Below are 15085 nucleotides of genomic sequence, written 5' to 3'. Positions count from 1 at the left end.
TTTAAAAATCAGAAAAAAGTGTATTTTTGGGGATTAAATTTTATATAATGGCTAAAATCATAGGGATTGCTAATCAAAAAGGCGGCGTAGGTAAAACTACAACTGCGGTGAATCTCGCTGCAGCATTAGGAGTTTTGGAAAAGAAGATTCTACTTATTGATGCGGATCCTCAAGCAAATGCAACTTCAGGTTTAGGGATCGAAGATGCTACTTTTTCTACCTATCACTTGTTAGAACACAGTGTAGAAGTAGAAAAATGTATTCAAAAAACGGCTTCTCCTAATTTGGATATTATCCCATCTCATATTGATTTGGTTGCGGCGGAGATTGAGTTAGTCGATCGTGAAAACCGCGAGTACATGCTTAAAAAAGCGTTGGTATCGATCAGAGATAATTACGACTATATCATTATCGACTGTGCACCAAGTTTAGGATTGATTACGGTGAATGCGCTAACAGCAGCAGATTCTGTGATTATTCCAATTCAGTGCGAGTATTTTGCATTAGAAGGTTTGGGTAAATTATTGAACACCATTAAAAATGTTCAAAAAATTCATAATCAAGATTTAGATATTGAAGGTTTACTTTTGACCATGTTTGATTCTCGTTTAAGACTATCAAATCAAGTGGTAGAAGAAGTTCACCTCCATTTCCCTGAAATGGTTTTTGAAACAATTATCAGTAGAAATGTTCGTTTAAGTGAAGCACCAAGTTTCGGCGAAAGTATTTTAAATTACGATGCAGAAAGCAAAGGAGCGATTCAGTACCTTCAGTTGGCCGAAGAAGTTTTGTTGAAAAACGAAAATTTAATCAATAATTAAGAAATGATTTGCGGGGTTTAATTTTATTTAAACTTTAAAAATCAAGAAAATATTTTAAGAATGAAAGACAAGAAAAGAGCAATGGGACGTGGATTAGGTGCGATTTTAAGCGCCGAATCGAAAGCGACTGTTAACTCCGCAACAGATGAAGGTGCAGACAAATTTGTCGGCAATATTATGGAGGTCTTTTTAGAAGATATTGATCCGAATGCAACACAGCCAAGAACCTATTTTGATGAAAAAGCCCTGAATGATTTAGCGCTGTCCATCAAAGCTTTGGGTGTTATTCAACCGATTACTTTAAGAAAAGAAGGGAATAGATTTGAAATTATTTCTGGAGAAAGACGTTTTAGAGCGAGTAAAATTGCGGGTTTAAAAAGTGTTCCGGCTTATATTCGATTGGTCAATGATCAGGAATTGCTTGAAATGGCTTTGGTTGAAAATATTCAAAGAGAAGATTTAGATGCCATCGAAATTGCTTTAACTTATCAAAGATTGCTCGAAGAAATCGGAATGACTCAAGATAATTTAAGTCAGAGAGTCGGCAAGGAAAGAAGTACAATTACCAATTCAATTCGTTTACTGCGACTGAATCCTGATTTCCAGAATGCGATTAGAAGTGGTGAAATTTCCGCCGGTCACGGTAGAGCCATTATCAGCATTGAAGATGAACAAAAACAAAAAGAGCTTTTTGACAAGATTTTAAAACATGGTTTAAGTGTTCGTCAAACCGAACAGGAAGCCATTTTGTTGAAGAATCCTAAAGCTGATGTCAAGAAAAACAAAACAGAGCTCTCTAATAATTTCAAAAGAGTTGAGAAAAATTTAGCCGATATTTTAGAAGTTAAAGTAGAAATAAAAACGGCTGCTAACGGTAAAAAAGGAAAAATAGTTCTGGATTTCAAAAACGAAGAAGAATTAGAACAAATTCTCGCACACTTTAAATAATGCAAAAGCTTACTGTTATATTTTTGGTTTTATTTTCAATGATGACTTTCGCACAAATCAGTCCGAAAGATACTATTCGTGTTGAAAATTATCCTACAGATTCAGTTTCTGCAAAAGAAGTCCCGTCTGAAATTGAAATGCTTACCAATATTAAAGATTCCAATGCTCCTGCTGGAATAATGAAATTTAATCCTACAAAAGCCGGATTATATTCTGCGATTTTACCAGGATTAGGACAATATTACAATAAGAAATACTGGAAAATCCCAATCGTTTGGGGCGCAATCGGAACTGGAGTTGGCGTAACACTTTGGAATCAAAAACAATACAACCGTTACAGAGAAGCTTTTGTCGCTGAGTTAAATGGACAACCACATGAGTTTTCCAATATTCCCGGCGTGACCAAAGAAGTTTTAGGACGAACGCAAGATCGGGTTAAACGACAAAGGGATTATGCGATTGCAATTACCAGTTTAATTTATGTTTTAGGAATCGTAGATGCAGTCGTAGATGCGCATTTATACGAAGGAAGACATGATCCTGATTTAGCTTTAAAACCCACCATTATTTTCGATGAATTCGGAAAGGTGAATTCTAAAGCAGGTTTAAGTTTGAGTTATAATTTTTAATAAAAGAAAAATTATTACAATACATAAAATGGAATTAGATTACTATAAAAATTAAAAACCACAAAGTCTTTTTGGAAAAAATATTTTAAAAGTCCACAAAACTTAAGAAAATCTGAAGATTTTCCCTTGATGAACTTTTATTGATCTCTTTTTTAAACTAATCTTTTGTGACTTTGTGGTTATAAATATAAGTTGTTGATTTTTATTAAAATAAAATTTTAACTAAAGAATATTCATTTAATAATAAAAACGCACTGCGTTAAAAGATATGAAAATAGCACTTGTTGGTTACGGAAAAATGGGGCATATCATTGATGAAATTGCCACAAAAAGAGGTCACGAAGTTGTAGCGAAATTAAGCGAAACTCCAACTTTAGAAAATCTGAATAATCCAGATGTAGTAATCGAATTCTCCAATCCTGAAGTAGCTTTTAAGAATATTAAAGTATGCCTGGAAAATAAAATCCCTGTCATTTGTGGAACAACAGGCTGGCTCGATCAAAAACCTGAAATCGAGAAAATTGCGCTTCAGAATAATACTGCTTTCTTATACGGTTCTAATTTTTCTTTAGGCGTGAATTTATTTTTCGCTTTGAATGAAAAACTGGCTAACTTGATGAAAGGATTTCCGGAATACAACGTTCAACTCGAAGAAATTCATCATACCCATAAAAAAGATGCACCAAGCGGAACTGCCATTTCTTTAGCGGAAGGAATCATTAAAAATGATAACCGATTCGATGCCTGGAAATTGGAGGAAACTCAAAATAAAGAACTCGGTATTTTTGCCATCAGAGAAAATGAAGTTCCCGGCACTCACAGCGTTTACTACAAAAGCGATGTTGATGAAATTGAAATTAAACACACTGCTTTCAATCGAAATGGTTTTGCAGTCGGAGCCGTAATTGCCGCCGAATGGATCATCGGCAAAACAGGAAATTTCACCATGAACGATGTTCTCTTTTCATAAGCAATGAATAATAAGCAATGAGCAATTACTTATTACTCATCACTAATTACTCATGTTCTGTAACAATTTTCAAATAAAATAAACTAATAGCGATAAGCAATACAATATGGATTACTTTCTTACTTATTTAATTTACGTCGTCATTCTCTCTGTAATAATGGGGATTTCTACGTGGAAACTTTTCAAAAAAATGGGTTACAATCCGCTATTTGCGTTTGTGCCTTTTTATAATTACTTCATCATTTTAAAAGAAACCGAGCATTCCAAGTGGTGGGTAATTTTATCTTACGTTCCGATTATCGGACCGATCATGATGACTGCTTTCCATTTGTTTTTGATGAGACATTTCGGAAAAAAATCTTTTGTGCAGACTTTGTTGACAATCTTCCTTCCTTTTATTTATTTGGCGGTGGTGAATTATTCCAAAGATGCAGAAGTTGAAAAAGAGGACGATCTATATTTAACAGACGAAGAAAAATTAGCCAAAAAGAAAGATACTTTTACGGGTTCAATTACTTTCGCTGTAGTATTTGCTACGGTTATTCACGTTTTTGTAACTCAACCTTTTGGGATTCCGACAGGTTCCATGGAAAGAACACTTTTGGTAGGAGATTTCTTATTTGTAAATAAATGGTCTTACGGTTTTAGAATGCCGATGCGCCCAGTTGCATTACCTTTCTTGCAAGGAACGATCTCGGATACAGGACAAAAAGGGAATCCGAAAGATGACCCAAAATCTTATGTGGATGCCATCAAACTTCCGTACACCAGAATTTTGCAGTTAAAGAAACCGCAGAGACATGATATCGTAGTGTTTAATTATCCGCAAGATTCGGTTCACACTGCGATTGATCGAAAAGATCCTTACGTAAAAAGATGTGTCGCTGTCGCCGGCGATCTTATGGAAATGAGAGCAGGAAGGCTTTTCATTAACGGACAACCAGAAGTTATTTTGGGAGATCAGCAACTTCAGCACAAATATATTGCCACCACTGGAAGTCAATTAGACATTCCGGCTTTGTATAAAATCTATGGCTTTTTACCGGTTCAGGAAATTCAGACTCAAAATGGTTTCATGTATGATTTTCAGGGGTTGACCGATAAAACAGCGAAGGAAATAAAAGCGCTTCCACAGATTATCGAAATGAAAGAACATATTTGGGCCAAAGATTCTGCGGCGGTTTCTTACAAAGTAAATGCAGCCAGAGACGCTTACACCAAAAATATCGATACCACACAATCTATCTTTCCTATCAATAAAAAGTGGAATCAGGATTGGTACGGACCTTTAAGAATTCCGAAAAAAGGCGATGTGGTAATTTTAAATCAAGAAACATTACCAGAATATCAGTGGATTATTTCTGAATATGAACACCATCATTTAGAAAATAAAAACGGTAAAATCTTTATAGATGGCAAAGAAGCGACTCAATACACCATTCAGCAGGATTATTATATGATGATCGGTGATAACCGTGATGCCTCTTTAGATGCGCGATTTTTCGGCTTCGTTCCAGAAGAGAATATCGTTGGATCACCCATGTTTACTTGGATGAGTGTTCAGGGACTTTTCAAAGACAGCGGTTCTACTTATCAGGCTGACACCAAAATTCGTTGGGACAGAATGTTCAAAGCAACCAACACTGGCGAACTGCACAAAACCTCTTACTGGTGGGTTGCGGTCTTAATTCTTGGGCTGTTTTTCGGTTGGGATTTCATCATGAAATTCTTTAGAAAGAAAGAAGAAGAAGAGAATTAATTTTTTTAGGAGCTTAATCCCGCTGTCCGCTATATCTTTTTTGCCTAGGCTAAATCCAACGCAAAAAAAAGGATGCCGCTTCCATCGGGGCTAGGATTCAGTTCACCAATCAAGAGTTGTTGAATATTGAAAAACTTTTTAGGAAAGAATAAATTATAAACGTATAATTTATTCTTTCCTGTTTTGGGATAACCATTCATTTGACTTTTAGCAGCACGTTTTTAACAAAAATAGTATTATAACAATGGCCATTTTATTACCTGTATTTTATCTTCCACCAGTTTCGTGGTTTTCCATTTTTTTACAAGAAGATGCAGAGATTATTTTCGAACAGTACGAAAGTTTCCCCAAACAAACCTTTCGAAACAGAGCCAATATCTATGGAGCAAATGGGAAGCTATCATTGATCATTCCAATGAATCATAGCGGAAGTCGGTTGTTAAAAGATATTCAAACTTCAACACGGGATAAGTGGCAACAACTTCACTGGAAGTCCATAAAGACCGCTTATCAATCTTCTCCGTATTTCGATTATTACGAAGATCAACTGGAGGGAATTTTTAATTTTAAATCAACTTCATTATTAGAATTTAATCTTAATGCTTTAAAAGTGATTCAGAAAATTCTGAAAACAGAAAAGGCATATTCTTTGAATGAGGAGTTCTTCAAAGAGCCAAAGGAACTCAGTTATCGAGATCAGTTTTCAGCAAAATCAGAAACCGCTTTTCAAATGGAAGACTATTATCAGTCTTTTTCAGATAAGTATGGTTTTTTAGAAGACTTATCTATAATTGACCTTATTTGTAACAAAGGCCCAGAATCGATGACCTATATTAGAAATATTAAACTTAAATAAGATGAAGAAGATATTAATTGCCGCGTATTTTATGACCGGCTTTGCAGTTTTTGCGCAACAAACTGCTGCTCCGTTAGATCCAATGCAAGATAAAAATTTGATGACTTGGTATCATCAGGATTTTGCATCATCTAATGTTTATGGCGTAAATACTCAGAATGCTTACAAATATTTAGAATCAAAAGGCTTAAAACCAAAACCAGTAATTGTTGGAGTTTTAGATAGTGGAGTAGATGTTGAACATCCAGGTCTTATCAAAAATATGTGGAGAAACGTGAATGAAATTCCAGGTAATGGGATTGATGATGACGGGAATGGTTATATCGACGACATCTACGGCTGGAATTTCATTGGTGGAAAAAACGGTGATATCGATGTAGATAACATGGAGGTAACTCGTGTTGTTAAAAAATACCAGTCGGTTTTTGAAGGACCAAATTCTGCACAGAACAAAGCGAATCAAGCAAAAATGCCGGCAGAGTTTGACATGTACATGAAGTCAAAAGAAATTTTCACCAAAAAAAGCGTTGAGGCAAAACAGAATTACGAAACCTATAAGAGGATTTCAGACATGATTCCTTCAATGATCGCAATGTTAAACGGTCAAAATCTAACTCCGGATGTTGTAGTTTCAATTAAACCAACAACACCAGAACAGGCGATGGCTGCTCAAGTTTTAGGACAAATTAGTAAAGATCCGTCTGTTGCAGGAAAATCTCCAGCTGAAGTGCAGAAGTTTTTAGAAGCTCAGATGAAAGAAGCTTTGGATTATTATGAGCCACAAGCTTTGAAACAATATAATTTGGATTATGATCCAAGAGCTTCAATCGTTGGAGATCATTATGACGATTATGCTGAAAAAAATTATGGTAATAACCACTACAAAGGTCCAGATGCACAACACGGAACTCACGTTGCTGGAATCATTGCCGGTCTTCCTCAAGGAAATGAGGTGCAATATGGAGTAGGTTATAAAGTCGCGAAAATCATGACGGTTCGTGCAGTTCCAAATGGTGATGAACGAGATAAAGATGTTGCAAACGCGATTCGATATGCCGTAGATAATGGTGCGAGAATATTAAATATGAGTTTTGGTAAACCAGTTTCGCCAGGAAAAGATGTTGTTTGGGATGCCTTCAAATATGCAGAATCTAAAGGAGTTCTTTTAGTGAAAGCTGCTGGAAACGAAAATGAGGACATCGCTGAACACGTTTACTTTCCAACGAACTTTAAAAATGTTACCGACCCAAAACCTTTTATTAATAATATGATTGTTGTAGGAGCTTCTACCAATGATAATGAGTTTTTAAGAGCTGGTTTCTCCAATTATAATAAAAAATTGGTTGACGTATTTGCACCAGGTGAAAAAATTTATTCTACTGTACCAGATGGTAAATATGAATATCTTCAAGGTACTTCAATGGCATCTCCAGTAGTTGCAGGTGCTGCAGCTGTTTTACTTGCTTATATGCCAAATTTAACTCCAGCTGAAATGATTGAGTCATTAGTGAAGACCTCAAATAAGTCCACTGTGAATGCAATGATTAATTCCAATACCAATAACAGATTCGATATGATTTCTGAAGCGGGTGGAGTAATCGATTTGAAAAAAGCAGCAGAATATGCTTACACTCACTTCTACAAAGCCTCAGCTAATTCAGCTCCTTTGAAAGCAAAACCTTCTACCATAAAGAAAAAAGCTGTTAAAAGAAAAGCTGTTAAAAAGTAATATGATTAAATTCATATAGTTAAAACCCGATAATTCGGGTTTTTTTTGTGTTTTAATTTAATTGGCACGGTTTTTTGTACTTCTAAAATAATTAATTATCACGACTATGAAAAATTTATTATTAGCAGGAATTATCGGAGCAGCAATGACTGTTTCATGTTCTACAGCAAAAACAGCTCAGTCAGACCGGGCAGATTTTTTAAAATTGAAAGGTGACTGGCAAATTACCAGTGTGAACTATGACAACAATTATAAAGTAAAGCCATTTGACGAAGGTGCAGATGCACAATGTTTTGTTGGTAGTCACTGGAAATTGGTTCCAAATAACTGGACAGGTTCTTACACCATAAATGGTGGTGGAGATTGCCCAAGTGTAATGCAGCCAATTAAGTTTGAAGTAACCAATGGTAATGAATTCAAATTCAAAAAATTAATGGAAGGCACTAAAGCAAAAGCGGTCACTGCTGGATATTCATTAAATTTAATTAGTCAAACCGCAGATCAATTTAGTCTGGAACAAAATATTCCTTCAGGTGGAGACAATGTAAGAGTTGTTTACAACTTCGAAAGAACTTCAATGAAATAATAATATCAAAAATAAACTTATGAAAATTTTTAATAAAACAAACATCGCAGCTTTGTTTATCTCAGCATCAATGTTGACAATGACCAGTTGTGAAGCAGTAAAAAACTCAAATAATCAACAAAAAGGAACTGTAATCGGTGCTGCCGCAGGAGCAGTATTAGGTGGAGTTCTTGGAAATAATTTAGGTAGAGGTAGAAACGCACCTCTGGGAGCTGTTCTTGGTGGAGTAGTTGGTGGAGTAGCCGGTAACGTTATCGGTAACAAAATGGATAAACAAGCCAAAGAAATCAAAGAAACTTTACCAGGAGCAGAAGTTGAAAGAGTAGGGGAAGGAATCAAAGTAACGATGAAAGAAAACATGGTTAACTTTGCATTTAATTCATCAGACCTTACCTCTGATGCAAAAGTAAATCTTAATAAATTAGCTACCGTTTTAGCAAATAATCCAGATACCAATATTAATATTTACGGATATACAGATAGTAAAGGAACCGACTCTTATAACCTTTCCCTTTCTGACAGAAGAGCTGCGGCAGTAAAAAGCTACTTAGCATCTAAAGGTGTTTCTTCAAGTAGAATGAATACGATGGGAATGGGTGAAGCTGATCCAGTTGCTACCAATGATACCGATGCTGGTAGAGCACAAAACAGAAGAGTAGAATTTGCAATTACAGCAAATGAAAATATGATTAATGCAGCTGGTAATAACTAGTACGTTTTAAATCATATTCCAGAATTTACAATCCGCTTCGGCGGATTTTTTTTATTTAAAATTCACTAATTTTACAACTGAATTTTACATGAATGAAGAAATATTTAAAACTGCTTCGCGTAGAGCAATGGGTCAAAAATCTATTTGTTTTCTTACCGCTATTTTTTTCGGGAAATATTACCCATTATGACTTATTGCTAAAAAGTGTTTTTGCTTTTATTATTTTTTCTCTGGTAGCGAGTAGTATTTATATCATTAATGATTATTCAGATATCGAATCCGATAGAAAACATCCGGAAAAAAAAGACCGTCCGTTAGCAAGTGGAGAAATTTCAAAATCAAAAGCTAAGATTATTTTAGTGATTTTGTTGACTTTGATTTTTGTTTTAATGTTCCTGAGCAGAGATTTCTTATTAGATAATCTCTGGAAATTTGCAAGTATTGTAGGTTTTTATTTCGTCATGAATTTAGCATATACGTTTAAATTAAAACACGTTGCAATAGTTGATGTCATGATTATTTCGATTGGTTTTGTCCTTCGGGTTTTAGCTGGCGGTTACGCAACCGGAATTTTAATTTCACAATGGGCAATTTTGCTGACATTTGTTTTGGCGTTAGTTTTAGCAATTGGTAAAAGAAGAGGAGAACTCATTAATGCTCAAATATCAGGTAGAACAAGAAAATCACTCGACGGCTATAATGTACAGTTCGCGGATATTGCACTTTCTATCAGTTGTGCTTTAGCAATCGTATGTTACTTGATGTTTACGCTTTCTCCAGAAGTGCAGCAGCGATTCCATCCAAGAGTTTTTTATACGGTAATCTTTGTTGTATTTGCTTTTTTACGCTATTTACAGCAAACTTTGGTTTATAACAAAACCGAATCTCCTACCAAAATTATTTACAAAGACAGATACATTCAAGTCACCTTAGTGCTTTGGTTGGCGGCGTTTTTATTACAAATTTATTTCAAGAAATGAAACCAAATTATAAACAGACCGTAACGAATTGGGGAAATTTCCCAGTGGTGGAAAAGGAAATGAAGTCCGAAGATTCGTCTGCTAAAATTAGAGATTACGTCCGCCATAATCATGATATCATAGCCAGAGGAAATGGCAGATGTTACGGTGACGCAGCACTTTCTGAAAATATATTTTCTACCAAAAGACTAAATAAATTCATCAGTTTCGACCGTTTAAATGGAATCATTGAATGTGAGTCCGGCGTCTTGCTTTCGGATGTTTTAGAAGTAATCGTTCCTCAAGGTTATTTTCTTTTTATAACTCCAGGCACTAAATTTATTACGGTTGGTGGTGCAATCGCTTCCGATGTTCATGGTAAAAATCATCATGCAGAAGGTTGTTTTTCAGAATATGTAATCGAATTTTCTTTAATGAACGAAAAAGGAGAAATCCTAAATTGTTCCAAAACTGAGAATGCTGATAAATTCTGGTCAACAATTGGTGGAATGGGATTAACCGGAATTATCCTCTCGGCAAAATTTAAATTAAAAAATATTGAAAGCACTTATATTCGTCAAGAAAGCATCAAAGCAGAAAATTTAGATGAGATTTTTAAATTATTTGATGAAAGTGAATCTTGGACGTATAATGTTGCTTGGATTGATTGTCTTCAAAAAGATAAAAATTTAGGGAGAAGTATTATGATGCGCGGCGAGCATGCTTTTAAACATGAATTGCCCAAGAAATTACAGGAAAATTCTTTAAAGCTAAAGAAAATCAACAGTCCCTCAATTCCTTTCTATCTTCCCAATTTTATTTTAAATAATTTGACGGTTAAATTATTTAACTACTTGTATTACAGTAAGCAGCGTAAAAAAGAAATCAAAAATTTCGTGCATTACGAAACGTTTTTTTATCCTCTGGATGTGGTCAGTGACTGGAATCGGATTTATGGTAAAAATGGTTTTATTCAATATCAAATGGTCATTCCAAAAGAGAAAGGTAAAGAAGGAATGAAGAAGATTCTGGAAACCATCGCTAAAAGTGGAAACGGATCTTTCCTCGCTGTCTTAAAATTGTTCGGTAAAGACAATGTAGAAGCATACAATTCCTTTCCGATGGAAGGTTATACTTTGGCTTTGGATTTTAAAGTCAATAAAAAATTGAAGAAACTGGTAGCTCAACTTGACGATATCGTAGAGGAATTTGGCGGCAGAATTTATTTAACCAAAGATTCGATGAGCAAATCATCATTGACGAATTATCTGCAAAATGTTCAGAATCCGAAATTTGTTTCGATGCAGCAAAAGAGAATTCAAAATAACTAATGAATTTTCAGAAGATAATTCTATCCAGAAATTCATATCCAGAAATTACAAAATAAACTATGATCGTTTTAGGAAGCAATTCAGAAGTTGCACAGGCATTTGTTGAGAAGACTTTAAGTGCCGGTGACAAATTTTCGAAAATATATCTTTTCACTTCTAACAAAGAAACCACAGAGAAATTTGCAAAACATCTTGAGGTGAAATTTGTTCAGCAATCAGAGATTATCGAACTCGATTTATTGAAACCAATCGATTATACGACTTTTGACGAAATTGATTCTGAACTTCTTTTTTGCGCAACAGGATATCTTGGTGAAGGTACCGAAGAAGGACTTTACGATAATAGAAATACGGAGAAAATCATCGATATCAATTATGCGAAATTAATTCCAGTTCTTAATTTCTTTGCCAATAAAATGGAGCGACAAAGATCAGGAACAATGATCGTACTTTCTTCTGTTGCTGGTGAACGCGGACGACAAAGTAATTTTATTTACGGAAGTGCAAAAGCAGGTTTAACTGCTTACTTAAGTGGATTAAGAAATTATCTGTTTGCCAATAAAGTTCATGTTCTTACGGTAAAGCCTGGTTTTATGGCAACTAAAATGACGGAAGGTTTACCGCTGAATCCCAAATTAACTGCAAGCCCAAAACAAGCAGCAGAAGCAATTTATAAAGCCTATAAAAGCAAGAAAAACATTGTTTATGTCTTACCGATTTGGAGCGTTATCATGTTGATTATTAAAAATATTCCAGAGTTTATTTTTAAGAAATTAAAACTTTAATACTATAAAAGATAATTTGTAGTTTACAGAGAATTAATTGATACTGAATTTTTAAATAATGAAAAAATTATATTGCTTTGATTTTGATGGAACGTTAACATACAGTGACACCATGTTTCTGTATCTTAAATTTTATAATGCTTCGAAATTTAGAATTCAGTTTATTAAACATATTCCGCTTTTTACTTTGTTGAAAATGAAACTTTTAGATGCTGAGAAAGTGAAGAAGAGTTTTATTTCTTCCATTCTTAAAGGTCAATCTAAAGCGAAAATTGAAAAAAAATCACAGCAGTTTTTTGAACAATATTATCCTGAAATTGTTAGAGGAAATGCTTTGGATTTCATTAAAAATATCGATCATACTCATACGGATTGTTACATCGTTTCTGCCTCGCTTGATATTTGGGTGAAACCTTTTGCAGATCAATTTAAAATGAATCTCGTTGCAACGCAGGCAGAGTTTAAAAATGATATTTTCACCGGCAATTTTGTTGGAAATAACTGTAATGGAATTGAAAAAGTAAATAGAATTAAGGAAATCATTTCGGGTAAAAAATATGATAAAACCATCGCTTTTGGAGATACTTCTGGCGATAAAGAAATGTTAGATTGGGCAAATGAAGGTCAGTTTAAATTTTTTCATTAATTTTAAACTCTGAAAAAATCTAAAAAAGTAAAAGTAAAAATGAATAAAATTTATTTGGATAATGCTGCGACTACGCCGCTCTCCGAGGAGGTTATCGATGCAATGGTAGATGTTTTGAAAAACAATTATGGTAACCCGTCATCAACTCATAGTCTTGGTCAGGAAGCTAAAATACTGATCGAAAACGTAAGAAGAGATGTTGCAGATTATCTAAAAGTGACTCCGGCAGAAATAATTTTTACTTCTTGTGGGACAGAATCTAATAACATGATCATAAAATCGTGTGTCGATCATTTGGCGGTAGAGCGAATTATTACTTCGCCGCTTGAACACAAATGTGTGGCCGAAACGGTTTTGGATATGAAGAAAAGAAGAGGAGTTGAAGTGGCTTATCTTCGTCCTGACAAAAAAGGAGATGTCAATTTAGAACAATTAGAAAATCTGCTAAAAAGTTCTGACAAAAAAACTTTGGTGACCTTAATGCACGCCAATAACGAAATTGGAAACCTTCTTGATATTAAGAAAGTAGCTAAAATGTGCAAAGAAAATAATGCATTATTCCATTCTGATACGGTACAGTCAATGGCACATATGGATTTGGATTTCTCTGATATCCCAGTAGATTTTGCTTCTTGCAGTGCACACAAATTCCACGGACCAAAAGGAAGTGGTTTTGCATTCATAAGAAAAGCTTCAGGATTAAAAGGAATTATTACCGGTGGTCCACAAGAAAGAAGCTTAAGAGCAGGAACAGAAAATGTTTGCGGAATCGTAGGTTTAGGAAAAGCTTTAGAAATTTATCTTAAAAATATGGATAGTTATGCTAATCATATTAAGGAGATTAAACAATATACGATCGATCAACTTTCTCAGAAAATTGAAGGCGTTAAATTCAACGGAAGAAGTGCTGAAATGGACAACAGTCTTTATACAGTATTAAGCGTTTTGTTGCCTTTCAAAGATCCAATGATTGGGTTAAAGTTAGACATGAAAGGAATCGCAATTTCACAAGGAAGTGCGTGTTCTTCAGGAGCATCTAAACCGTCCATGGTAATGATGATGGTGGTAGATGAAGAGGAAATGGATCATACGACACCTCTAAGAGTATCTTTCAGCCACTTTACAACCAAAGAAGACATTGATGCTTTGGTCAATGCGGTAGAAGAAATCGCAGAGAGCTTTCAAATAGAAAAAGCAAATGTTGAGCATAGATAGACAAGGAGTTAAATTAACAAGAATATTGTAAATTTGTACTGAAAATTAATATTAAAAATATATAAAAAATGGCATTAGAAATTACAGATCAATCATTTCAGGAAATGGTTTTGAATTCAGATAAACCGGTATTGGTAGATTTTTGGGCAGTATGGTGTGGACCTTGTAGAACACTTGGACCAATTATCGAAGAAGTAGCGACTGATTTCGAAGGAAAAGCAGTAGTAGGAAAAGTTGATGTAGATAACAACCAACAGGTTTCTGTAGACTACGGAATTAGAAATATTCCTACAGTTTTGATTTTCAAAAATGGAGAAGTTGTTGATAAAATCGTAGGTGTTGCTTCAAAAGAAGTGATTGCTGAAAAATTATCAGCACATTTATAAAAAATAAATTGCTTGACAATGAGTGCTTTCCTGATTAGGAAAGCATTTTTTTTAAATATTGTTTGCAAGGTGCAATAAAAAACGTACTTTTGCACTCACCAAAAAGAAAGGAGTTCTTACAAACTAAAAAATCTGATAATTCAACTCATTAAAAATCGCAAGTCAGCTCGCCAGAGTTAATAAGACGGTTTTGAATTCAGTTAATTAATGGTAAAATGATCCGGTAGTTCAGCTGGTTAGAATGCCGCCCTGTCACGGCGGAGGTCGCGGGTTCGAATCCCGTCCGGATCGCATTTATAGATTATTGGTAGTCTATAAAAAACAGATTAAGTTTATCAATTACTTTTAAAAAAAAGATCCGGTAGTTCAGCTGGTTAGAATGCCGCCCTGTCACGGCGGAGGTCGCGGGTTCGAATCCCGTCCGGATCGCTTTTTTTTTAATCATCAGTAATTTATAAATGTTCCTATAAAAGTTGATCAATACTTTTTCAAAAAAATGATCCGGTAGTTCAGCTGGTTAGAATGCCGCCCTGTCACGGCGGAGGTCGCGGGTTCGAATCCCGTCCGGATCGCAACTACAATATCAAAGTAGTACAAAATGCTGTAAAACATATGTTTTACAGCATTTTTTGTTTTGTGCCTACTGCAAAGAGAGTCAAAAAATTACATTCTGAAAGTGACCTATTCAGTGACCTGTTGAACAGGTTGAAATAGGTCACTGGAAACTCAGAGAAAACCTTATCACGAGCTAGT

The 15085-nt window shown here is 34.8% G+C and carries 15 protein-coding genes and 3 tRNA genes; all 18 read left to right on the top strand.

Translation table 11 applies throughout. The features are described 5' to 3' along the window. Positions 1 to 47: 47 nt before the first annotated feature. The 18 genes from Q73A0000_RS07445 to Q73A0000_RS07360 all read left to right on the top strand — a co-directional run bounded on the left by Q73A0000_RS07445 (position 48) and on the right by Q73A0000_RS07360 (position 14904). Positions 48 to 821, top strand: coding sequence for a ParA family protein (locus tag Q73A0000_RS07445; protein ID WP_193813422.1), 774 nt, complete (start codon positions 48 to 50; stop codon positions 819 to 821). Between the two features lie 60 nt (positions 822 to 881). Continuing rightward, positions 882 to 1769: a ParB/RepB/Spo0J family partition protein gene (locus Q73A0000_RS07440; protein ID WP_193813421.1), complete on the top strand. Its 888-nt coding sequence runs from the start codon at positions 882 to 884 to the stop codon at positions 1767 to 1769. Beyond that, a complete protein-coding gene (locus tag Q73A0000_RS07435; protein WP_193813420.1) occupies positions 1769 to 2398 on the top strand; it encodes a DUF5683 domain-containing protein in 630 nt (209 codons plus the stop codon). The genes Q73A0000_RS07440 and Q73A0000_RS07435 overlap by 1 nt, the downstream gene beginning before the upstream one ends. A 268-nt stretch (positions 2399 to 2666) precedes the next feature. Beyond that, the gene (gene dapB, locus Q73A0000_RS07430; RefSeq protein WP_193813419.1) at positions 2667 to 3368 is read left to right on the top strand and encodes a 4-hydroxy-tetrahydrodipicolinate reductase; all 702 of its coding nucleotides are present in this window, start codon (positions 2667 to 2669) and stop codon (positions 3366 to 3368) included. A gap of 106 nt (positions 3369 to 3474) precedes the next feature. After that, complete coding sequence (gene lepB / locus Q73A0000_RS07425; protein WP_193813418.1) at positions 3475 to 5127, top strand: signal peptidase I; 1653 nt, start codon at positions 3475 to 3477, stop codon at positions 5125 to 5127. Between the two features lie 244 nt (positions 5128 to 5371). Continuing rightward, entirely contained in the window at positions 5372 to 5983 is a 612-nt protein-coding gene (locus tag Q73A0000_RS07420; RefSeq protein ID WP_193813417.1) for a WbqC family protein, read from the top strand. A gap of 1 nt (position 5984) precedes the next feature. After that, entirely contained in the window at positions 5985 to 7712 is a 1728-nt protein-coding gene (locus tag Q73A0000_RS07415; protein ID WP_193813416.1) for a S8 family serine peptidase, read from the top strand. Positions 7713 to 7818: 106 nt separating this feature from the next. Next, positions 7819 to 8298, top strand: coding sequence for a lipocalin family protein (locus tag Q73A0000_RS07410; RefSeq protein ID WP_193813415.1), 480 nt, complete (start codon positions 7819 to 7821; stop codon positions 8296 to 8298). 19 nt (positions 8299 to 8317) lie between these two features. After that, positions 8318 to 9010: an OmpA family protein gene (locus Q73A0000_RS07405; protein WP_193813414.1), complete on the top strand. Its 693-nt coding sequence runs from the start codon at positions 8318 to 8320 to the stop codon at positions 9008 to 9010. Between the two features lie 92 nt (positions 9011 to 9102). Beyond that, positions 9103 to 9990 carry a decaprenyl-phosphate phosphoribosyltransferase gene (locus Q73A0000_RS07400; protein WP_193813413.1) on the top strand — a complete coding sequence of 296 codons (888 nt, stop codon included), beginning with the start codon at positions 9103 to 9105 and terminating at the stop codon, positions 9988 to 9990. Continuing rightward, positions 9987 to 11300 carry an FAD-dependent oxidoreductase gene (locus Q73A0000_RS07395; protein WP_193813412.1) on the top strand — a complete coding sequence of 438 codons (1314 nt, stop codon included), beginning with the start codon at positions 9987 to 9989 and terminating at the stop codon, positions 11298 to 11300. The genes Q73A0000_RS07400 and Q73A0000_RS07395 overlap by 4 nt, the downstream gene beginning before the upstream one ends. 59 nt (positions 11301 to 11359) lie before the next feature. Next, a complete protein-coding gene (locus Q73A0000_RS07390; RefSeq protein ID WP_193813411.1) occupies positions 11360 to 12085 on the top strand; it encodes an SDR family NAD(P)-dependent oxidoreductase in 726 nt (241 codons plus the stop codon). Between the two features lie 58 nt (positions 12086 to 12143). Continuing rightward, complete coding sequence (locus Q73A0000_RS07385) at positions 12144 to 12731, top strand: HAD-IB family hydrolase (protein ID WP_193813410.1); 588 nt, start codon at positions 12144 to 12146, stop codon at positions 12729 to 12731. A gap of 39 nt (positions 12732 to 12770) precedes the next feature. Beyond that, positions 12771 to 13946, top strand: a complete 1176-nt coding sequence (locus Q73A0000_RS07380; RefSeq protein WP_193813409.1) for a cysteine desulfurase family protein — start codon at positions 12771 to 12773, stop codon at positions 13944 to 13946. A 68-nt stretch (positions 13947 to 14014) separates the two neighbouring features. Continuing rightward, a complete protein-coding gene (gene trxA / locus Q73A0000_RS07375) occupies positions 14015 to 14332 on the top strand; it encodes a thioredoxin (RefSeq protein ID WP_193813408.1) in 318 nt (105 codons plus the stop codon). Between the two features lie 217 nt (positions 14333 to 14549). Then, positions 14550 to 14623, top strand: a tRNA-Asp gene (locus tag Q73A0000_RS07370). A gap of 64 nt (positions 14624 to 14687) precedes the next feature. Then, positions 14688 to 14761, top strand: a tRNA-Asp gene (locus tag Q73A0000_RS07365). Positions 14762 to 14830: 69 nt separating this feature from the next. Further along, a tRNA-Asp gene (locus tag Q73A0000_RS07360) sits at positions 14831 to 14904 on the top strand. The last annotated feature ends 181 nt before the right edge of the window (positions 14905 to 15085 follow it).

This window comes from Kaistella flava (ex Peng et al. 2021), from assembly GCF_015191005.1.
Classification (GTDB): Bacteria; Bacteroidota; Bacteroidia; order Flavobacteriales; family Weeksellaceae; genus Kaistella; species Kaistella flava.
The sequence above is the reverse complement of the archived record's forward strand: the minus strand, read 5'-3'. Positions and strand labels throughout refer to the sequence as shown.

Excerpts from the sequence above, each read along its gene's own strand:
- Q73A0000_RS07415 (WP_193813416.1), top strand. The coding sequence starts at position 5,985 with ATGAAGAAGATATTAATTGCCGCGTATTTTATGACCGGCTTTGCAGTT.
- Q73A0000_RS07445 (WP_193813422.1), top strand. The coding sequence starts at position 48 with ATGGCTAAAATCATAGGGATTGCTAATCAAAAAGGCGGCGTAGGTAAA.
- Q73A0000_RS07440 (WP_193813421.1), top strand. The coding sequence starts at position 882 with ATGAAAGACAAGAAAAGAGCAATGGGACGTGGATTAGGTGCGATTTTA.
- Q73A0000_RS07380 (WP_193813409.1), top strand. The coding sequence starts at position 12,771 with ATGAATAAAATTTATTTGGATAATGCTGCGACTACGCCGCTCTCCGAG.
- Q73A0000_RS07395 (WP_193813412.1), top strand. The coding sequence starts at position 9,987 with ATGAAACCAAATTATAAACAGACCGTAACGAATTGGGGAAATTTCCCA.
- Q73A0000_RS07405 (WP_193813414.1), top strand. The coding sequence starts at position 8,318 with ATGAAAATTTTTAATAAAACAAACATCGCAGCTTTGTTTATCTCAGCA.
- lepB (WP_193813418.1), top strand. The coding sequence starts at position 3,475 with ATGGATTACTTTCTTACTTATTTAATTTACGTCGTCATTCTCTCTGTA.
- Q73A0000_RS07385 (WP_193813410.1), top strand. The coding sequence starts at position 12,144 with ATGAAAAAATTATATTGCTTTGATTTTGATGGAACGTTAACATACAGT.
- Q73A0000_RS07410 (WP_193813415.1), top strand. The coding sequence starts at position 7,819 with ATGAAAAATTTATTATTAGCAGGAATTATCGGAGCAGCAATGACTGTT.
- Q73A0000_RS07400 (WP_193813413.1), top strand. The coding sequence starts at position 9,103 with ATGAAGAAATATTTAAAACTGCTTCGCGTAGAGCAATGGGTCAAAAAT.
- trxA (WP_193813408.1), top strand. The coding sequence starts at position 14,015 with ATGGCATTAGAAATTACAGATCAATCATTTCAGGAAATGGTTTTGAAT.
- dapB (WP_193813419.1), top strand. The coding sequence starts at position 2,667 with ATGAAAATAGCACTTGTTGGTTACGGAAAAATGGGGCATATCATTGAT.
- Q73A0000_RS07435 (WP_193813420.1), top strand. The coding sequence starts at position 1,769 with ATGCAAAAGCTTACTGTTATATTTTTGGTTTTATTTTCAATGATGACT.
- Q73A0000_RS07420 (WP_193813417.1), top strand. The coding sequence starts at position 5,372 with ATGGCCATTTTATTACCTGTATTTTATCTTCCACCAGTTTCGTGGTTT.
- Q73A0000_RS07390 (WP_193813411.1), top strand. The coding sequence starts at position 11,360 with ATGATCGTTTTAGGAAGCAATTCAGAAGTTGCACAGGCATTTGTTGAG.